Raw genomic sequence first — 21234 nt, forward strand, 5'->3', positions numbered from 1 at the left:
TTTGCACATAATTAGAGTTCCCAAATTCTCAGCAACATTTTATGATTTTTGAATGGGAAGCTTAATGATAAACTCCGAACCTTCTGCTGGTGCTGATTTTACTTCCAGAGTTCCTCCATGTTTATCGACAACAATTTGACGAGCAATAGATAGTCCTAATCCTGTACCTTGACCCACGGGTTTGGTGGTGAATAAGTGGTCGAAGATTTTTTGTTGAACTTCACCCGACATTCCCACGCCATTATCTTTAATCCGAATGAAGACATGAGTTTTATCTTCATTCAGGCTGGTTTGAATCCAAATTTGATTGGGATTGACCTCAATTTCAACATAGCTACGCCCTAAATTAGACTCTTCTAAAGCATCAATAGCATTAGCTAATAAATTCATAAATACTTGATTTATTTGTCCGCTAAAGCATTCTATTTCAGGTATATTATCGTAATTTTTAATAACCTCAATATTAGGACGAGATTCTGATGCTTTTAAGCGATGCTTGAGGATCATGATTGTGCTGTCAATACCATCATGAATATTGCAATAAACTTTGCGATCGCTATCTCCTCTCGAAAAATTTCGCAGACTGGTACTGATGTTGCGAATCCGTTGAACACCTTCTTTCATCGAAGAAATTAAGTTAGGTAAATCGGAAAGCATGTACTGCAAATCCATCGCTGCAATTTCTTCTTGAATTTCTGCAACTGGATGAGGATAATGCTGTTGATAAAGCTCAATTAGCTTAGTCATGGCTTGGAAATATACCCAAGCGTGACCGAGATTACCATGAATGCAACCAACTGGATTATTAATTTCATGAGCAACCCCTGCAACTAATTGGCCAAGGGCAGACATTTTTTCTGTCTGTATAAGCTGGAGTTGTGATTCTTGTAAATCTTTTAGTGCCTTAGACAATGCTGCTGTTCTTTGGGCAACTCGTTTTTCTAAAGTTTTTGTGAGATTTCGTAATTGAAGATGGGTTTTAATTCTTGCTAATAGTTCTTCCTCGTTAAAAGGTTTTGTGATGTAGTCAACTGCACCGATATTTAGACCTTTGATTTTACTATCTGTATCTGAGTTGGCTGTCATAAAAATTACAGGAATATCACAAGTTTCATAATTTTCTTTCAACTTTTTACATGTTTCAAAACCATCTATTTTCGGCATCATTACATCTAGCAAAATCAAATCAGGTAGTCTAGATTCAACATGTTTTAGTGCCCTTTCTCCATTAACTTCTGTTACCACTTCAAAGCCTGCATTAGTTAATATTTGAAAGACAATTTCTAAATTAGTAGTAGTATCATCTACCACTAAAATTAAATTATGTTCTGAAATATTAGATATGTTTATATTTTGTTTATAACTCATGTATTTAAATTAATTTAACTCCTTATTACTTGTTTATCATTAGCTCTGGGATTGTAACTAAGCCAGTTCTATTTTTTTAACGAACTGACTGAGAAATTTACAGTGTGACAATTCTATAGTTCCCAAAAACTCTCATAACAGCAACATTCTCACACCAAATTGTCATATGCCACCAGGGGGCGATCGCCACAGATAAATATTAACCACAAATTTTTGCTTTTACCAAAGTTTAATACGTTATTTTCTGAAATTAATCATTATTACCCTTGTCTTTTTATAAAAGTAGCGCTAGCCCAAAACAGTATTTTTATGCCATAGGTTAAGTTTTTTAGTTCGTCAACAGCATTTATGATGAGCAGACAAAACCAAAATGTAACTATTTTTATGAAAAAAATATAATTAGAGATAATTACGGTTATGTTTTTTGAAAAAACATTGAACAATAGCCAAGTAAGTTTTGAAATATTCATATACCTTTACGCACCAATACTCATGACTTAACTATGAGTTACATGCTTTAGAAAACACGGTGCTACAGTGAAATTTTTCAAAATCACTCTGTCATAGACTCTGAAAATTGCTATTGCCTTTGTTGTCTTGTAATAAATGTTTGCTTTATGAAAGAATTACTTTCTCCTAGTTTGTACTGTCCATTTCCACACCAAATCAATAAGCATGTTGATATTTTGCAAGAATATGCTCTTGAATGGGTGCTTCGCTTTAACCTACAAGCAAGTGAAACTGCTTTTGCGCGTTTATCCAAGTCAAAATTTTTCTTGTTAGCTGCAAGTGCCTATCCAAACTGTGATTTGGAAGAACTTAAGATTGGAAATGACTGGCTTAGCTGGGTGTTTATTTGGGATGATCAATGCGATATGTCCGAGTTCAAAAAACAGCCGGAAGCACTCAAAATTTTTCAGCAAAGATTTATAGAAATATTGAAAGGATCGGAACCAACGAGCCAGGATATGCCCATTAATCATGCCTTGGCCGATTTGCGACAACGAACACGCCAAAGAACAAACGAAAAATGGTTCAACCACTTTCTCCACTGCTTTGAGCAATATTGCCACGGATGTGTAGAGGAAGCAGCTATTCGTGCCCAAGGAATTGTACCTGATATTGACACTTATATGAAGTGCAGAAGGTTCAGTGTAGGCGGATATCTTTTTCTAACGGTAAGTGAATTTTGTAATCAGTTCATGCTCTCTGATGTTTTACGAAATCATGAAATTGTCAAAAAATTAGAACTGCTAACAATTGATATTCTTGCCTGGTGTAATGATGTTTTTTCAGCATCCAGAGAAATGGAGAGTGGTGATGTTCATAATTTAGTATTAGTGCTACATTATCTCCAAACAATACCTTTGAATGAAGCAATTAATCTTGCTGCTAGTATGCATAATAAAAAGGTCAAAGAGTTAATAAATTTAGAAGCATCTATTCCCTCTTTTGGAGAAGAAATAGATGTGGAAATGGCAAAATATATATCAATAATGCACTCCTGGATTAGTGGCAATCTAAATTGGTATTCTCTTACTGGCCGCTATGAGACTACAGAGAAACTGGAGCTAGTTAATTGTTAAGTTCATTTCTAACTTTCAGATAAGTAATATCAAGTTCGCTTAATTACTTATAATTCAAAATTCTCCGCGTCCCCGCGTCAGCCTTAATTATAAGTATTCATCCGAATCTGATATAAATTTTAATGCTCCACTTCTGAGCATAATTTTCAAATGAAAAAACAGATTCAACTACCAAATATTCTCAAAACTCATCCTTTTATCCAAAAGCTTCAATGGGTTGTTGATCCTGTTAGATTTATGGAAAAAGCGGCTCAGCAATATCCTGGCATTTTCACTGCTAAAATAGTTGGGTTTGGGGATACCGTAGTATTTGTGAACCATCCCCAGGCAATCCAGGAAATTTTAACTAACGATAGAAAGAAGTTTGTAGCCGTTGGTGATGCGAATAGAATTGTGGAACCCTTGGTAGGGCAATATTCAGTTTCTTTGCTGGAGGGTATTCGTCACAAACAACAGCGACAACTTGTGATGCCTGCTTTTCATCGAGAGCGAATGCGAACCTATGGTCAACTGATCTGTACCCTTTGTACAAAAGTTTTTAGTCAGTCACCACTAAATCAACCCTTCTTGGCCCGTAATTTAACACAGGAGATATCTCTACAAGTTATTTTAAAAGTTGTCTTGGGTTTGCATGAGGGAGAAAAACTTCAAAAACTTAAGCATCTATTGCCGCAGATGTTGGATCTTTTTCGATCGCCTTTTACTTGTAGTTTATTCTTTTTATCATTCTTGCAAAAGGATTTAGGAGCTTGGAGTACTTGGGGAAAATTCTTGCGCGATCGCCAACAAATTGATGAATTGCTCTATGCTGAAATTGCTGAACGCAGAGAGCAACCTGATTCAGAACGCATCGATATCTTATCCATGCTGATGTCCGCAAGAGATGACGCTGGTGAATCGATGACAGATCAAGAGTTGCGCGATCAGTTGATGACCCTAATGCTTGCTGGATATGAAACTACAGCAACAGCGATCGCTTGGGGATTGTATTGGATTCACCAAAACCCGCTAGTCTGTGAAAAGCTAGTTGAGGAATTGGACACTCTTGGTGATTCTCCAGATCCCATGAGCATTGTCCGACTCCCATATCTCACAGCTGTTTGTAATGAAACCTTGCGAATTTATCCCCCGATAATGTTCTCTTTCCCTAGAGTAGTGCAAGAACCTGTAGAACTACTGGGACATCCTTTAGAGCCTGGAACTGTACTGCTTCCGAGTATTTATCTGGCTCATCAGCGTGAAGATTTATATCCCCAACCTAAGGAGTTTCGACCAGAGCGCTTTATAGAACGCCAATTTTCTCCTTATGAATTTCTGCCTTTTGGTGGCGGTGTCCGTCGTTGTATGGGTGAGGCTTTGGCCTCATTTCAAATGAAACTAGTATTGGCAACCATCCTCTCACTCTATGAGTTGGCGCTAGTTAATCAGCAACCTGAGCGAGTTGAGCGCCGAGGTTTTACCCTAGCACCTGCTACTGGAATCAAGATGGTAATTACAGGGCGGCGTGTGCGTCCAGAGTCTTTAGCGAAGATGACAACGACGCCAATATTTTAATGGTCTATGGCATTAGTTCTGAGGAGTTGAAACAGACACGGAGACATTCTTACGCAGAGGATTTTAAAGCCATCAAAATTAATGGGACAGACTACTATTGGTTCATCGCATTAGTTTTGAGGTGTTAGCGGTGGTCAAATACCAGACTTATTGAAGAAGTCGGTGATCTTGCAGCCCATCAAAATTAATGCGATAGACCACTATATAGTAACTTGTCAAAGTTGTTTTCATCGGTCTTAGAAACCCAGTTTTCCTAACAAACTGGGTTCTTAAAAATTGAATCTTAAGATCGACTGACTGACGCCGCACCACCCGCTACAAATCAAACAAACACTTTCTTGCCCTAGTCCCTATTCCCCACTCGCCGTGTTTCTTGAAAAAACTGGTATTAGTCTAGATCCTTGACTGTTGCATCGGTATCTCAATCACGAACTCAGTTCCTTCTCCTAGTGTGGAATTACAGGTTAAATTACCCTTGTGTTTATCCACGATAATCTGATAGCTAATCGACAACCCTAAACCCGTACCACTTCCTACTGACTTGGTGGTAAAAAATGGGTCAAAAATTTTCTGCCGCACGGCTTCTGTCATACCAGAACCGTTATCAGCAATCCGAATCATCACGCTATTAGAATCTGTTAATTGAGTAAATATACGAATTTTTCCGGAAAAATTTTTTATTTTTTCTTTACCTTCTGATGGTGGCAAATCTCTGGTGGAATTTCTCTGTTGGTGATTTACGAATGACTGATGACCAATGACAAATGACTCTTCCAAAATATCGATCGCATTACTTAAGATATTCATAAACACTTGATTAAGTTGACCTGCGTAACAAGTAACTTCTGGGATATTTCCGTATTCTTTGATGATTTGAATTTCCTGGTGATCGTTCTTCTCTTTAAGCCGATGCTGCAAAATCATCAAGGTGTTATCTATTCCTTCATGAATATCTACAGGCTTCATCTCAGATTCATCCAGGCGGGAAAAGTTACGTAAGCCCAAAACAATATTGCGGATACGTGAACTTCCGATTTTCATTGAATCTAGAGTTTTTGGCAAGTCTTCTGCTAAAAAATCAATGTCGATTTCCTCAGATTTATTCTCAATTGCAGACGAAGAATCAGGATATTCTTGCCGATAAACAGCTATCAACTCCAGCAAATCATGCACATACTCGCTAGCATGAGAAATATTTCCATGAATAAAATTAATGGGATTATTAATTTCATGGGCAATTCCCGCTACCATTTGCCCTAGTGAAGACATTTTTTCACTTTGAATTAATTGAATTTGAGTGTGTTTTAATTCCTGTATAGCCTGTTGTAATATTTCATTTTTATCGTTTAGTGCTTGCGTTCTTTCTTGGACTTTTTGCTCTAGAGTATGGTTATATTTTTCTAAGCTTTCTTTAGCTTGTGCCAAATTTTTGTAGAGGATAGCATTCTTTAGTGATATTGCTGCTTGGGTAGTGAGGAGTTTCAGAACTTCTACGCGATCGCGTGTAAATGCTCCTGTCGTTAAATTATTTTCTAGATAAAGAATACCAATCAATTGACCTTGATTGATAATAGGTATAGACAATAAACTCTTAGGTTCTTCACAGATAATATAGCTATCAGCTGCTAAAAAAGAAGCGGCTATTGCGTCATCAATAACTAAGATTTCTCTGGAACGTTTAACATAGTTAATCAAAGTAATGGGAACGTCGTAACTTGATTCTAGAGAAATTGCTGGAAAATCTGTACATGTATGTTCAAAATTTGAATTTGAACAAACTGCCGTAACAGTTAATTGTAAGCTATCATCTTCACTTAAAATCAAAGCGCATTTAGAAGCTCCTGCATTTTCTATAACAACTTCCATTAAAGTAGAAAGCAGTCGTTCAAGCTCAATTTCCCCAGACAGTGCTTGAGATGCTTTCATAAATGTGGCTAAATCTAGAGAATCAGAAATACTTGTCTTTGAGCCAATCACAGTTTGTTGATTACTCAAAGTAGATAGAGATATGTTATTTAAAGAAGTACTTTCTTGACTAGAATGGATATTCAGTTTTAGTTTTTGTTGCTGAAATACAGCAGCTAGTAATAGGGGATAGCGTTTTACCAAATCGTCAACTTTGGCTAGCGCTCCCCAGCGAGCATAACTATAGTAAGCATCTGTTAGGTAGGTTTGGGCAATCTTATGTTTACCCCATTCTAGATAGAATTTTGCTGTAAGTTCTTGAGCGAGGGCTTCTTCATGAATGTACTCATGTTCTTTGGCTAGGGAAATAGCGCGATCGTAGAATTCTATTGCTTCGAGATATTGAGAGCCAATCCGATACCGTTCAGCTTCTACAAGATAATATTTGTGTAAATAATTCATCGGAGCATGAGCTGCCCAATGTTTCATTTTTTCCTGATTCCCTTGAACCTTATCCAGAATGCACTTTTGCTCAAGACAAGATGCATCAGGGTATACAGCTAGTCGTGCTAGTGAATCATAAAAATAAAAAAGAGGAGTCACTAGTTGTCCTGTTCCACCATGTAAATATTTTTCTGCTAGGTTGGCATTTTCAATCGCTTGATAGAACTCTTGAAATAGGAAATACAGATGTATTTTTGTAACATATAAATAGAAAATTCCTGTTCCATCATTGGCTTCTACATGAAGCCGCAGCATTTCATTGTAAACTTCACCAATTAAACTACAAGGATTTGCTACAGAACCTAGTAAATTCAACATACTCTGCCGATAGATAGTACTCCAGTTAAATACTGTTTCTTGCTTCATTTGTTTGATAGCATTGCTGTAATTTGCCATCTCCCGTTCTAGTCCTGTCAGTTCTCTACCAATGAAATATGCAGAGTAGCAATAAGCGTTAAGACAATAAGCAGCAAATTCTAAATCTCCTGTTTCGAGTCCAACATAGTAACCCTCCATTAAAGGTTTTAATATTTCCCTAGTATGTTTTTTCCAATGCCAAATAGCTGTGTTAAATATCAGCAGAATCTTAGCTTTAACTTGTTTGGCATTAAGCTTATCCACCAAACTTGCGGCCAGTTTGCCAAATTGATAACCAGACTCAATATCTCCCACTACTCCAGTGAGTATTAACCCGTAATTAACGTAGGCATAGGCAGATAGAGGAGTATTACCATGTTGGAGTGATAAATTAATTTGTTTAAGAGTAATCAGCAAAAACAGTTCAGGAGTCACTGCATAAGCAACAGAGGCTCCAGTTGATAGGATACGCATAGTTGCCATATGTAAGGCTTCACTCATCTCTGGCAGATCAATTAAATCTTTAATGTGTCTTCCATTCAGATTTGATGTTAATTCTGCCATTGCTAACTGAATATCAGAATTGCTTGGGTGTTCAGGAAACTCCACTCCCAAAAGCTTCAAAAAGGTGAGTGCAGTATTTACGGCCTCCAGTGCTTGGTTCTGCGCTCCATAAGCTTGAATTTTAACTTCATAAACTTTTACTTTTTCTAGCAGTGGTTTACGTACCAACACTACCTCTGCTAATTGCTCCATCTGTTCAAAGTTGCCAGCTAAATATGCTGCCTCTGTGGCAGTTTCATATAAAGCCAGGGTGAGATCATGTTTCGTCTCCCAGCTATCACCTGCCAATAGTTGGATGCCTGTAGTTAAATATTTAACCGCAGCTGGATAAGCTGTTGATGCTAAAGCTTTACGTCCAGCAATTAGATTCATCTGGGCTAGTTCATCTCGTTTAGCTTGATGAGAGATGAATTCCACTGCGATATTAAACTGATTGACAAGCTCAAAAATTCTTTCTTCTTGTTCTGCAACTGGAATATTGCTCAATAACAGTAGCCCAATTTTCAAATGAATTGGCTTTTTTTGTTCTTCGGGAATTAAAGAATAAGCGGCTTGCTGTACCCGGTCATGTACGAATTTATATTTAGGTATTTGTAAATTCAGACTTGCAAATTGTGTAGATTCTATCCCCTGAACAATTAGCTCTTGATTACTATTCTCTGCTGTAAAAATGTTGTAAATTTCACTCTGTGGTAAGATTAGTCCATCAAGTAATGCTTGCCACAAGTCTGATGCTGTATCTACTACAGATTTCTCATGTACGATCGCCAAACTTTTTAAGTCAAATTGATTACCAATACAAGCAGCAAGTTTTAGTACTGTTTGGGTGTTTATTGGCAACTTTTCTATTTGAATTGCGATAAATTCTACGACATCATCTGTGAGAGCTAATTCTTTGATTTTATAAATATCATACTGCCAATAACCAACATCAAAATTTAATAAAATTAGTCCTTCATCGTATAAAGACTTGAGGAATTGAATGGAAAAGAACGGGTTACCTTTAGTTTTGGCAAATACCATTTGAGTCAGAGGAACAGCAACTAATTCCGGACAATGAAGGGTATCAGCAATTAAATGATTTAAATCACCCTGATTTAAAGGTGCTAGGGTAATAGTACTAACACTTGCTCCAGCTTGTTCAATTTCTTGTAATGTTAAATAAAGCGGATGTGCTTTTGAAACTTCATTATCTCGATAGGAACCAATTAATAATAAACCTCTTTTGATTTCACCTATTTGTTCCGTTTCTTCTGAAATATTAGACAGGCTACTTTCACACATTAACAACTGAATTAATCTTAAAGAAGCTGTATCTGCCCATTGTAAATCATCGAGAAAAATAACCAGAGGATGTTCTTTAGTAGTGAAGATTTGAATGAATTTCTGGAACAATAAATTAAACCGATTTTGGGCTGCACTGCCAGAGAGTTCTGTTACGGGAGGTTGCTTGCCAATAATCTGTTCGAGTTCAGGAATTACATCAATAATTACCTGAGTTTGTGTACCCAATTCTCGGAAAATTTTGGCTTTCCATTGTTGAATTTGAGCATCAGTTTCTGAGAGTAATTGCCCGATTAAGTCTCGAAAAGCTTGCACCAATCCTGATAAAGGAATGTCACGTTGAAACTGATCGAATTTTCCTTTTATGAAATAACTCCGCTGACGGACGATGGGTTTGTGGACTTCGTTGACTACAGCAGTTTTGCCAATACCAGAGAAACCCGCGACTAATATCATTTCTACGCCTGTGACTCCCACCTGGCTAGGGGGACACACTGCCTTGGGGAGCCACTGGGTTGAAGGAGTTTCGTAGCCCAAAACAAGTGGTGTCAGTTCTGTTGACTTGTACTCCTTTCCTACGGGAGGCTGCACCAACGCAGAACCACCAGAATAGGATCTGGCATGAGATTCAAGGGGATTAGCAACTCGCTCAAAGGCAGCGAGTAGGGTTTCAACTTCATGTTGCCGACCATAGAGTTTTTCGGGGATTACAAAACGGTCTGAGATGTCGCGATCGCCTAATTTAAAAGCTGCAATATTTCCTGTCTCTTGCCACTGCCTTTGACACACTTCCAAATCATGCTTTAACCCCAAGACACTTTGATAGCGGTCTTCGGCATTTTTGGCCATCAGCTTGCTGATAATATCAGACACAATTGCGGGAATATCGGAGTTTATCCGGCTGGCTTTTAGCGGTTGTTTGGCAATGTGAGAGTAAACTAACTCCATCGGATCTTTACTGGTGAAGGGTAACTGTCCGGTGAGGAGTTCAAAGAAGGTGACACCAAGAGAATAAAAATCGGTGCGGTAGTCAATACCTCGGTTCATCCTGCCAGTTTGTTCTGGGGAAATATAAGCCAGAGTGCCTTCTAAAACGTTGGGATTTGTGAGAAATTGAATTTCTCTGGGCAGGAGTGTCGCAATACTAAAGTCGATGATTTTTATCTCATCGGTGGTTGGGTTAATCAGAATATTGGCAGGTTTAATATCTTTATGAATAATGCGATCGCGGTGCAGTCCTTCAAGGATAGAAGCAGTTTTAATAGCAATGTCAAAAAATTCGTTTAGCGAAATCTTATTTTCTTTTTTTTCCTTGTAGTCCAGTAGCCATTTTTGCAGGGAAATACCACCAAAATCTTCCATCACTAGGATGTAGCTGTTACGGTAATTATCTAAACTGTACGGTTTGACGATACCAGGAAGGTTAAGGTTTTTAGTGATGATATATTGATTGCGAAACTGGGCAATTTCTCCAAATGTAGGATATTCATTTCGCATCAATTTGAGGACGACTAATTTTTGGTCTTGTTCCCTAATACCGCGATAAACTAAGGTTTTACTGCCTGAGTAAATTTGCTCAGTGATGCGATAGCCAGGAAACGCATATAGTGTATCTAGTACTACTGACATTGCAACCTATGCTCATAATTTTTGTTTCTATGGCTTAGTATTCCCGTGTTCTGACTATCGTTATCAAAAAATAGTAAAAATTATTGTTTTCTTTGTATTTATAAATACAAATTTAAATTTAGTATTTTATCTATAACTTTCTGATTTTCAAAATTTTATTTTTAGGATAAAATGGTTAAATTTTACAGCTATATTAATAGCTAATATATGTAGTTTATATTTTTAATTACTGTTTTTTTGGTGATTAACTATCAGTATTGCTCTAAAATTTTCATCATTTAAATAAAAAAAACCTGCCATACTCTTGAGTTAAAGAGTAAATTTTGGCAGGCTTAATAGGTCTAGGGATGCTTTACTAGACTAGCAACTGAGGTTAATAATATCCTCCCACCCTGACCAAGTAATTAGTAATTATTAATTCGTAATTGAAGGTGCAGAGGATAATAGCGATCGCCAATTCTAAGCTAATTTGTGTCCAACTTGCGTATTCTCTTGAAGACTGTCGTTTGTCCTTAGTCATTTGTCCTTTGACCAATGACCAAGGACAGTAAGATGAAGTAGTTATGCAATTTAAATGTGTTTTAGCTTATTTTATTTTTTGTTTAATAAAAGTCACAACCTGAGTCAGCTGCTTCTTCAAGCCCTCTATTTCTGCTTGCATTTTCGCAATTTTATCGTTCAACGCCTCAATTTCTGCCTGGGAGACTCCTGGGGAAGTAGAGGTTGGTATTGTAGTATTTGCGGGAGGTGGGGTTGTTGCTATGCTATTTGTCTCACTAGAAGTAGCTACCGTAGCACTGGTGACACTAGAGGTTGTGACAGTACCATTTTTAGCGGCTGCTGCTCCCACTGCAACTAGTTCTGGGCGTGGCTGTTTCGCTTTTGTCATAGCTAACTTAATTGCGCCAATTAGTTGCTTTTGATCAAAAGGCTTGCCCAGAAATTCAAAATATTCAAATGGTTCTGGGATTTTTTCAGTCACCTCCTCTTTGCGACCAGACATGATCACCAAAGGAATTTTCCTTAACTCTGGGTGGGCTTGAACTTGCTGGAAAACTTCCCAGCCACTCATTTTAGGCAACAGGAAATCCAGCATAATTAGGCTGAGTTTTTCCTGAAGGATGAAATTTAGTCCTTCCAAACCGTCTTTTGCTTCCAGTACCTCAAAATTGCCTGGAGGCAACATTTCTCGTACTTTTACCCTGACAACTGTAGTGTCATCGATAACTAAAATTTTATTGCTTGCCACGACTGTTCGCTCTAACAGAAACTTTAAGTGTAAATAGGGGCTTTGCCGATTGTCCTTGAGAATTCTCCCACTATATACAAAATATCTATGAATTGGGGGATAGTATATTTCGGTATAAATGACACTACTAGACGTGTTTTGCAAAACTTTTGCTTGTCTTCTTTTAAATTTGTGTCATTGTGATATTTAAAGCTTTAGCCTTGATCTAGGGCATCACGGACAGGGGCACACAAAGAGTTTTTTTCCACGTGACTGCACATCCGCATTTTACGAAGATACGCCGTTTCGACACTCCCGGAGATTTTTAGATGATTTCGTCACAAGAAGCCGAACTCAAGTCTGAAATTATGGCAATGCCTAGCTGGTTACGTCGCCCCATTGGCAAAGCCAGCGAAATCTCTACCGTACAACGCATTATTAAACAGCGCCAAATTCACACAATTTGCGAAGAAGGGCGTTGTCCCAACCGGGGAGAGTGCTACGCCCAAAAAACCGCAACTTTTTTATTGATGGGGCCTACTTGCACACGCTCTTGTGCTTTCTGTCAAGTAGATAAAGGTCATGCACCAATGCCTATTGATTTAGAGGAACCACAAAAGGTAGCCGAGGCGGTGCAGCTGTTAGGATTACATTATGTGGTGTTGACTTCTGTAGCCCGTGATGATTTGCCCGATCAAGGCGCTGGGCATTTTGTGAAGACAATGGCCACTATCCGCCAATTCAACCCAGAAACTCAAATTGAAGTGCTGACGCCAGATTTTTGGGGTGGTGCGGGGAGTGGGGAGTCGGGTCAACGCCAGCGGATAGCGATGATTGTCGAAGCTAAACCAGCTTGTTTCAACCACAACATTGAGACAGTGCAACGGTTAACCGGGCCAGTGCGCCGGGGAGCCAAGTACGATCGCTCACTACGAGTGCTAGCTATGGTCAAAGAAATGGATTCGACAATTCCCACCAAATCAGGTTTGATGCTGGGACACGGAGAAACGACCGATGAAGTCGTGCAAGCAATGGCCGATTTAAGGGCTGTGGGGTGCGATCGCTTGACTATCGGCCAGTATATGCGTCCCTCTTTAGAGCATTTACCAGTCCAAAAATATTGGACTCCAGAAGAATTCGATCAACTCGGCTCCTTGGCATGGAAAATGGGATTCAGCCACGTCCGTTCCGGGCCTCTGGTTCGTAGTTCCTATCATGCGGGAGAAGAGGGAGTGGAGAGTGGGGAGTAGGGAGTGTGGGGATGAGGGGGATGAAGGGGATGAGGGGGATGAGGGAGATGAGGGAGATGAGGGAGTGGGGGATAAGAATTAATAACCAATGCCCCAGTTCCCAGTTCCCAGTCCCCAGTCCCCAGTCCCCAGTTCCCAGTCCCCACTCCCCATTCCCCAACTTCAAATATTTCTAAAGAATTTGGGGGATTGGTACACATAATTTGGTATTTCTTAAAAAGTCCTGACATTAGGAGAACCGCATTATGACTGCTAAAGCTAAGAATTCCGCAGTTGCCGACAGTGGAGCTAAACCTCCCTACGCCTTTCGCACAGGCTGGGCACTGTTCTTGTTAGCTATCAATTTCTTGGTAGCAGCTTATTATTTCCACATTATTGAATAGTTAGAAGTGGAACGGTGCTACTCAAATCGTGCCTTTAAATAAACCTTTAGGACGAATGAGTAGCACCAAAATCATAATCAACAGTGCCACGCCTTGTTTATATTGAGAACCGAGCCAAGGAGTGCTGACTTCTTGGACAATGCCAATGATAAAAGCTGCGGCGATCGCACCGTAGGGGTTGCCAATTCCTCCCAAAATCACTGAGGCAAATAATGGTAAAATTAAAAACCATCCCATATTCGGGCGCACGGCTGTAATCAACCCGTACATACTGCCGCCCAAGGATGTAAGAGTACCAGCAATTAACCAAGTCCAGAAAATTACTCGGTCAACATTGATACCGGAAACCCTGGCTAAGTCGAGATCGTCAGCAACTGCTCGCATGGCTTTACCAATTTTGGTGTTTTGCAGGAGATAGTGCAGCCCCAAAATTGCTAGCACCGCCAACCCCAATACCAATAATTGATTTTGCGGCACCTTCAAGCCGAAGATGTCTAAAGCCGGGGTAACAGGTAAATCGTAATTTTGATTTTTGCCACCCCAGATAAAAATAATTCCATTGCGAAGAAATAAAGCAAGTCCGATAGAAATAATAATCAGCGTGGTGGAGGTAGCACGAATAGAGCGCATCCTTGACCAGAGTAACTTTTCTGATAACAACATTGTTGCTACCGTTCCTCCTGCTGCGAGGATCATTGACAGCCAAATATTTACTCCAATAGTGTTGATCAGCCAAGTGAGATAGGCTCCTAAAGTCAGAAAGTCACCATGAGCAAAATTAGATAGACGTAAAATTCCATAGGTAAGTGTGAGTCCAACTGCGGCTAGAGCAATAATGCTCCCCACTGCAATTCCATTGACGATGAGTTGGGCGAATTGTGTATCCATAAGTCTGAAGTTGCCAGAAAAATTTTTAAATCAGTCCTTCATACAATATTTTTTTGTGGTTTAGGTGCTAAACCCGACACCATAAGTTATGGTTTATAAATAAAAAAGGATTGCCCGCCCACATACATAAAATCCTATTCGGATTTTTATGCGAAGCTAAACTTGTTCAGCGGTCTAGTTGACCATGCAGCAGTATTCAAGCTTACCAGAACAGAACTCACAGATAGATGCAACGCCAAAACTTTTGACAACAATTCAGCAACTTCGCGCCGACTTGTGGCTGGAGAAAAGCTTAAACCAGTTGCAAAGTCGCCTTAATGATTTCCTGCTTTCTGCTTGTAATACTGTCTCACAGCCACTAGCCGCAGAAGCAGAAATTTTTCAAACTGTGGTCAATGAAATTAACACTGCTGTGGACACCAGTCATCTAGCGTTCGTCCAATTTGCCGTAGGCGTCGCTCTGCTTGAGCCACACAAAACATTTGCCAAAGTTTGCTATGTTTCTCGTTCCCCATTTTCCGGCTCACAATCTCCACTGTTGGAAGTGACACTGACACCGGCGAAAAAACTGCCGTTGACATTGGAACAGACTATAGAACTCAAAGATTTGCAGCAGCTTGAGAATCAACAAACACCGAATGCTTGGCGGTTAGCTGATGATTTTGGCGGCGTCATTGGCTGGCTAGTTATTGCCACGGCATCGCTAGGGTCTGATTCTGAGCCATTCATAGGATCGCAAGCTCAGCTCACATCCCAATTGATGGCCAGGTCTGCTAAGCAGTGTACTACAGCTTTGATCCAACTCAGGCACGTACTATCTTGGCAGCAGCGGTATGAAAAGTTAAGTAGCTCTAATCAAGAACTAGAGCGTACTAATCAACTTAAAAATCAGTTTTTAGCAAACACCAGTCATGAAATTCGCACACCGCTGAGTTCGATTATTGGGTTTACACACTTGCTGTTAGCTCAAGGCTACGAACCCAGTAGAGAACGTCAGCAAGAGTATTTAAATATCATTCAGTCTAGCGGCAAGCACTTGCTAGCTCTGATTAATGATATTTTAGATCTCTCTAAAATTGAAGCTAATCAGCTAGAAGTACAGTGGGAAACAGTAGATATACCACTGCTGTGTAGCAATGTTTTTGCACTGGTGAAGGAGAAAGCCGCTAATAAAGGTTTGAAACTAGTCCTGGAACTCGACCCTGATATCACAACCCTAGTAGCCGACTCCTTACGACTCAAGCAAATGCTGTTGAATTTACTCTTCAACGCTTTAAAGTTCACCAGCAAAGGCAATGTTGGCTTACAGGTTGCTTGTCAAGGTTTATTTGTGCATTTTACAGTTTGGGATACTGGCGCTGGTATATCCCAAGAAGACCAAGCTCAACTGTTTGATCCCTATTTCCAAATTGCCAATGCTGTAGCTGGTATTGAAGGTACTGGTTTGGGTTTAGCAGTGACTCGCAAACTCGCCGAAATTCACGGTGGTTCCGTGAAAGTGGAATCTGAAATAAATCATGGCTCCCGTTTTACGCTGGTGCTTCCCGTGAAGGTAGCACAGGAAGCAGGGGGAGCAGGGGAAGCAGGGGAAGCAAATTGTTTTTTATCTGATTTGGTTGTGACTCCTAGTTCGTCTTCTCAGATATTGCTGGTAGAAAATGACTTACCCAACGGTGATTTGATGCAAATTTATCTATCTAAATTGGGATATCAGGTGACTTGGGTCAAGAGCGCTGCAAAAATGTGGGAAGCTTTAAGACAGCTAGAGCCAGCAGTAATTTTAATGGATGTTTACCTGCCAGATGGAAATGGTCTGAAGTTGGTGCAGGAACTACGAGAAAATCCCCAGTATCAGAATATTCCAGTGATTGCCCAAACAGCAATGGCGATGAAAGGCGATCGCGAAACTTGTCTAGCAGCTGGAGTAAATGATTATATTTCTAAACCGATTGATTTACCGCTTTTAGCCCGTCTGGTGGCTAAGTATAGTAAACCGATTGATGGGGAGTAGGGAGTAGGGAGTAGGGGGATGAGGGAGATGAGGGAGATGAGGGAGATGAGGGGGATGAGGGAGAAGAAGGAGCAGGGGAGCAGGGAGAAGGGAGCAGGGGGAAAGAAGTAATTTTTCATTCTCCCCCTTGCCCCCTGCCCCCTGCCCCTCTGCCTCTTGTGCCCCATGCCCCATAACTAATGACTACAATAGGATTTGTTTGGTGATATAGGGTTTTGGCAGGGTTGATAAATGATGCTGACAGAAAAATTTGAGCAATTAAGAGCTTTATTTCAAGAAATGGAGCAGGCTTTGATTGCCTACTCTGGGGGCGTTGATAGCACTTTGGTTGCCAAAATTGCTTATGATGTGTTGGGCGATCGCGCTTTGGCTGTGACTGCTGTTTCTCCTTCGCTGTTGCCAGAAGAGTTGGAAGACGCCAAAATTCAAGCTGCAACTATTGGGATTCCTCATCAAATCGTTCAAACTCACGAGATGGAAAACCCCAATTACACTTCTAACCCTGTCAACCGCTGTTATTTTTGCAAAAGTGAGTTGCACGATACTCTCAAACCTTTGGCTTTACAGTTGGGTTATCCCTATGTAGTGGATGGTGTGAATGCTGATGATTTGCATGATTATCGCCCAGGAATTCAGGCGGCTAAAGAAAGAGGTGCGCGATCGCCTTTAGCTGAAGTTGGTGTTACCAAAGTTGAAGTCCGGCAACTTTCGCAACAACTGGGTTTACCTTGGTGGGATAAACCTGCTCAACCTTGTCTGAGTTCCCGGTTTCCTTATGGTGAAGAAATTACTGTTGCTAAGTTACAACGAGTTGGTAGAGCGGAAATTTTCTTAAGAAAGCTGGGTTGGCAGAATTTGCGCGTGCGATCCCAAGGCGATACAGCACGTATTGAATTACCACCAGAACAAATTAAAGAGTTTGTCTTAAAGACTGATTTACAAATATTAGTTGACGCATTTCAAGATTTTGGATTTATTTACGTAACTTTGGATTTAGAAGGTTACCGTAGCGGGAAGTTGAATCAAGTTTTAAATCCGGAAGTCGTGGGCGTTAAACTATAGGATTTTTTAGCTTCTAGACTTGCATCGCCTCTTGGGGAGAAGCGATCGCTCAATTCTTACTTACGCTGAGTAAGCTTGTATTCTATCTGCTGTAGTGCCGATCGCCATACATCATACCCCTCTTGCGACAGGTGCAAGCCATCTGTGGTTAACTCTGGGCGCATATTGCCTTCCATATCTGTAAACCAACTATAGATATTGAGATAATTAGCGCCTTCTTGTTTAGCAATTTGAGCTAGTTGGGCGTTAATGTGACGAATGCGGCTATTGGAAAGTTTTGGTAGACGAGTCGGCAAAATTGATTGGACAATTATTTGAGCTTGGGGGTGAGTTTGTCGTAAGCGGCGGACAATTCGGCGATAATTACGCAAAATTGCTTGATCGGTATCGCCTTTTCGTAAGTCGTTAATCCCAGCCATAATGTAAATTACATCCGGTCGGGTTGCTGAAAATGCCCCCAATCTTCTCAAAACGCCAGCGGAAGTGTCTCCAGAGATGCCTTGATTGAGCCATAATTTCCCAGTAGGCAGTTTTTCTCGAGGAAACCACATGCTCAAAGAATCACCAACTAAAATACTCAGATGATTTGCACCTTGACCTTGGGCGATGGCTCTGGCTTCTAAAGCTAGTAAACTTTTCCAGTCTTCATAAGTTAGTTGACGCTTCTTGATTGACTCCCACAATGATTGCAAATTATCACTATCCCCGCGTGTATAAATCTGACCTGTTTTCAGAGCTGCCAATCTTTGGTAGTAAAGTTGATTGCCAGATGTCAGTGAAATAGTAGCTGCTTGGGCGCTGGGGTTAAGTAATGATTCTGTTGGAGCTGGTAATCCCTGGCTACTGAGTTCTGGTGATGAGAAATCAATGCTCTTGATGTTTTGCTCATCTAGCATTGTCTGGGAACTTTCTAAGGGTTGCAGTGCTTGGCCACTGAGTTCTGGTAAGGAAAGATCGACATTGTTAATAATTTTTGTACTGACTATTGTCTGAGAACCCTGTTTTAAATCCCACAGGAATCTAGAATTTTCTGGCAGGACTATCGACAGATGTGGAAGAGCCGATGCTGGTATTGCCAATCCTGTTAACAAACCTGCTGCCAACAGATAAGGGTCCCTCATCGCTTTGTCTCTCCTCTACTTACTGCTTTTCCCTATGACAGCATTAGTCGCCTGTATTCAGGAAAATTTTACTTAGGTTAAATTAATATTCTTATTTACACTGTATATTTCTGTAAAGCGTGTTCACGAGATTATATTAGACAATTTACGATCTCTTTAAAGTAGGGTTTTCCCGGTGGTATATTAGTGCGATTTGTGAGAATACTTTTACTCAAAGGATTATTTTCACCAAAAGACCACTTTCCACGAGTTAGTTGTGACAAATATTGCAAGTGGTTGCTCCCCTCAGCTACTAGTGGATGATTTTTGACGATCTAAGGATAGAGGTTTTTGTTTTTGATGTTGCTAATATAGTGACTAACCATTTGATTTCAGGTTTCCAGATTTCAGTAGACTGTGGCGATACTCTTTCAGAGTCACTTCGTGAACGCATGAGAGTTTGATTAACCGAGAGGCGATCGCTTTTTATCAGAAAGAAATATCAGTTGGTACGGCAGTTTTGACTGTGCCACAGAGGGTTTTTGTCTGGAAGAATAACTGCAAAAAACGTAGAACTACGGCTTTAGCCTCTTTCGGTGTAACAGTTTGAATCACCCCGGCTTCAGCCTGGTGAGAGTCAATTCTCATATGAAATTGAGCGGTGCAAATGCATCAGTTATCAAATATGGGATTAGTCAGATTGAAGATTCGAGAACTAGCGCAAGAAAAGGGATGGACACTCAAGGAAGTTTCTGAGCGTTCTGGGGTAATTTACAGCACGGTTAGAAGTTATGCTCGTCGTCCGGCAATGACAACAGTTGACTTTACTGCTATCCACAAATTGGCTCGCACCTTTGAGGTGACCATCGAAGAGTTAGTGGAAATTTTAGAAGAATAGTTGAAAAGTTACCTGTTCATGGTGTTGATATCATACCTCAATCAGCCAGCTTCAGTTAAAAATACTGGAACTTCGAGAACTCGCTCAAAAAAAAGTTATACCCTCAAGTCGGTTTGGGATAACTTTGGAGCGTTTAATGGCGTTGTCGAACACTATACTTGTAACTTTCATATTACAAGAGTTAAATTTATTTTCATCCAAAAGTTAGTTTTTAGCTTTGATGTCATGATTGAGGGTTTGATGAAAATTTTCTTTCTACAGGAAGGATAATACTGTGTACTTCTGTTGTAGTTCTCTATGTACAGAATTTCAAATTTATGTTTGCTCGTGGAAGTATGAGTTGAAACACATTTGAATTAAGTTTTAACTATAGAGAATAACTTCATTGGAAGTGCTAAGATTTAGGCTGAATCATTAGCGTTTTTTCTTCCGTGGCTAGAGCTAGTACAGCGATTGGTGTTAGTCCCATTATTAAGGAGATTGTGCAAAAACAGGCACATTCGACACGTTTGACCCTGAAAGAAGTTATTCTTATGGGTATGTTAGCGATTGATAAACTAGATGACCAAGGTCGTCAAGAGTTAGCAGATCAAGTTCATCAAATGCAAGTGAATGGAGAAATTTGAGTGAGTACTCACTTATTTATGAGTTATAAATTTTAACTCTTCACAACTCGTTACTCCCCCTTCACCTAATCTGAATCTTGACTAAAACGATAACGACTTCCCATTACATAATCCTCATTAATTTCAAAAGAAATCCATCGGCGTTGTAGACTCTGAGCAACAAAGCCTGTTGTATTAGAACCTGCAAATGGATCTAATACAATATCATCTTCATCAGTTAAAAATTTGATGAAGAACTCCGCGAACCCTTGAGGAAAACGTGCCGGATGGGGTCTAATTTCTGCTGCTTTACAGCGTCGGAAATAAGCACTATTCGATTCAGTATTAGCAATTTCAATCAAATTTGGTGGAATTGCACCTTGATTATCTTTTTGAAATTTGTCAGAAATATCATGTCCGCTAGGACGTATTTTGGCCTTATAACCATTTTTAAGTAATTGCTTCATACTTTGGCTATAAGGTTTTAAAACTTTTTTGTTATCTGCTTTAGGATTTGGTGTTTTAGACAACCACCAAACTGTATTCACTGAATCTTTGACACGAATGCGCCTGATTGTCACCCACTCAGCAGGGGTTGGCAGTCGAGCCGGATTATAGTGGTAGAATTCTTGAGCCAGAAAGAAACCTACCTCTTTGCATAATCTAACCAAAAGTTCGTATTGATAGATACTCCGCACGGGATTACCAGGTAAGTAAGCACCACCTAAATCCAGTACAAATGAGCCATTATCTGCTAGTACTCTTTTAAATTCATAGGCAAAAGGCAGAAACCACTCGATATATTTTTCAGCAGTTTCGTTACCGTATTCTTTTTTGCGTGTGAGAGCAAATGGCGGTGAGGTGAGAATTAAATTAATACTATTATCATCAATGAATTTAATCAGTTTCAGGCTATCACCTAAATATGCTGCTCCCTTTTGCTGGGTATAATAGGGATTAAAAATTATTTCTTTTGCTGGCTTTATTTGTTCTTCTTGCAAGATTTATCAAGTTATCTCAGTTTTCTAGTTATAACTTGTTTTGATATTGTCTCGATA

Annotated in this window: 17 protein-coding genes; 9 read left to right on the top strand and 8 right to left on the bottom strand. The window is 39.8% G+C overall.

Annotated features, from left to right (window positions below):
- Nucleotides 1-39: 39 nt before the first annotated feature.
- Nucleotides 40-1368 carry a response regulator gene (locus IQ276_RS11275; RefSeq protein ID WP_193914416.1) on the bottom strand — a complete coding sequence of 443 codons (1329 nt, stop codon included), beginning with the start codon at nt 1366-1368 and terminating at the stop codon, nt 40-42.
- A gap of 617 nt (nt 1369-1985) precedes the next feature.
- Between IQ276_RS11275 and IQ276_RS11280 the strand changes: the two genes are divergently transcribed.
- Both IQ276_RS11280 and IQ276_RS11285 read left to right on the top strand, forming a co-directional pair.
- Complete coding sequence (locus tag IQ276_RS11280; protein ID WP_193914413.1) at nt 1986-2954, top strand: terpene synthase family protein; 969 nt, start codon at nt 1986-1988, stop codon at nt 2952-2954.
- Between the two features lie 162 nt (nt 2955-3116).
- Nucleotides 3117-4508, top strand: coding sequence for a cytochrome P450 (locus IQ276_RS11285; RefSeq protein ID WP_193914429.1), 1392 nt, complete (start codon nt 3117-3119; stop codon nt 4506-4508).
- A gap of 393 nt (nt 4509-4901) precedes the next feature.
- Here IQ276_RS11285 and IQ276_RS11290 read toward each other — a convergent pair whose 3' ends face one another.
- The 3 genes from IQ276_RS11290 to IQ276_RS11300 form a co-directional block, all read right to left on the bottom strand.
- Nucleotides 4902-10751 carry an ATP-binding sensor histidine kinase gene (locus tag IQ276_RS11290; RefSeq protein WP_235115590.1) on the bottom strand — a complete coding sequence of 1950 codons (5850 nt, stop codon included), beginning with the start codon at nt 10749-10751 and terminating at the stop codon, nt 4902-4904.
- Nucleotides 10752-11124: 373 nt separating this feature from the next.
- The gene (locus IQ276_RS11295) at nt 11125-11271 is read right to left on the bottom strand and encodes a hypothetical protein (protein ID WP_171974086.1); all 147 of its coding nucleotides are present in this window, start codon (nt 11269-11271) and stop codon (nt 11125-11127) included.
- 66 nt (nt 11272-11337) lie between these two features.
- On the bottom strand, nt 11338-12000 hold the full coding sequence (locus IQ276_RS11300) for a response regulator (RefSeq protein WP_193914411.1): 663 nt from the start codon (nt 11998-12000) through the stop codon (nt 11338-11340).
- 308 nt (nt 12001-12308) lie between these two features.
- Here IQ276_RS11300 and lipA point away from each other — a divergent pair, with 308 nt between their 5' ends.
- On the top strand, nt 12309-13229 hold the full coding sequence (gene lipA, locus IQ276_RS11305; RefSeq protein ID WP_193914409.1) for a lipoyl synthase: 921 nt from the start codon (nt 12309-12311) through the stop codon (nt 13227-13229).
- Nucleotides 13230-13474: 245 nt separating this feature from the next.
- Complete coding sequence (locus IQ276_RS11310; RefSeq protein WP_190881362.1) at nt 13475-13612, top strand: photosystem I protein PsaX; 138 nt, start codon at nt 13475-13477, stop codon at nt 13610-13612.
- Nucleotides 13613-13633: 21 nt separating this feature from the next.
- On the opposite strand, the gene IQ276_RS11315 is transcribed toward IQ276_RS11310, so the two are convergent.
- Nucleotides 13634-14500, bottom strand: a complete 867-nt coding sequence (locus IQ276_RS11315) for a branched-chain amino acid ABC transporter permease (protein WP_193924554.1) — start codon at nt 14498-14500, stop codon at nt 13634-13636.
- A 184-nt stretch (nt 14501-14684) separates the two neighbouring features.
- On the opposite strand from IQ276_RS11315, the gene hrmK reads away from it, so the two are divergent.
- On the top strand, nt 14685-16511 hold the full coding sequence (gene hrmK / locus IQ276_RS11320; RefSeq protein WP_193924551.1) for a hybrid histidine kinase/response regulator HrmK: 1827 nt from the start codon (nt 14685-14687) through the stop codon (nt 16509-16511).
- A gap of 231 nt (nt 16512-16742) precedes the next feature.
- Nucleotides 16743-17573, top strand: a complete 831-nt coding sequence (gene larE, locus IQ276_RS11325) for an ATP-dependent sacrificial sulfur transferase LarE (RefSeq protein ID WP_190881359.1) — start codon at nt 16743-16745, stop codon at nt 17571-17573.
- Nucleotides 17574-17629: 56 nt separating this feature from the next.
- Here the strand turns inward: larE and IQ276_RS11330 are convergent, their stop codons facing one another.
- Nucleotides 17630-18694, bottom strand: coding sequence for an SGNH/GDSL hydrolase family protein (locus IQ276_RS11330; protein ID WP_193921749.1), 1065 nt, complete (start codon nt 18692-18694; stop codon nt 17630-17632).
- 468 nt (nt 18695-19162) lie between these two features.
- Nucleotides 19163-19321: a hypothetical protein gene (locus IQ276_RS11335; protein WP_193921751.1), complete on the bottom strand. Its 159-nt coding sequence runs from the start codon at nt 19319-19321 to the stop codon at nt 19163-19165.
- Nucleotides 19322-19358: 37 nt separating this feature from the next.
- Between IQ276_RS11335 and IQ276_RS11340 the strand changes: the two genes are divergently transcribed.
- From IQ276_RS11340 to IQ276_RS11350, 3 genes are all read left to right on the top strand, one after another.
- Nucleotides 19359-19571, top strand: a complete 213-nt coding sequence (locus tag IQ276_RS11340; RefSeq protein ID WP_190881378.1) for a helix-turn-helix domain-containing protein — start codon at nt 19359-19361, stop codon at nt 19569-19571.
- 18 nt (nt 19572-19589) lie between these two features.
- The gene (locus IQ276_RS11345; protein WP_193921753.1) at nt 19590-19841 is read left to right on the top strand and encodes a hypothetical protein; all 252 of its coding nucleotides are present in this window, start codon (nt 19590-19592) and stop codon (nt 19839-19841) included.
- Nucleotides 19842-20002: 161 nt separating this feature from the next.
- Nucleotides 20003-20197: a hypothetical protein gene (locus IQ276_RS11350; RefSeq protein ID WP_073640193.1), complete on the top strand. Its 195-nt coding sequence runs from the start codon at nt 20003-20005 to the stop codon at nt 20195-20197.
- Between the two features lie 65 nt (nt 20198-20262).
- Here the strand turns inward: IQ276_RS11350 and IQ276_RS11355 are convergent, their stop codons facing one another.
- On the bottom strand, nt 20263-21177 hold the full coding sequence (locus IQ276_RS11355) for a DNA-methyltransferase (protein ID WP_193921755.1): 915 nt from the start codon (nt 21175-21177) through the stop codon (nt 20263-20265).
- Between the last annotated feature and the right edge of the window lie 57 nt (nt 21178-21234).

It is taken from the genome of Desmonostoc muscorum LEGE 12446 (assembly GCF_015207005.2).
Lineage (GTDB): Bacteria > Cyanobacteriota > Cyanobacteriia > Cyanobacteriales > Nostocaceae > Nostoc > Nostoc muscorum.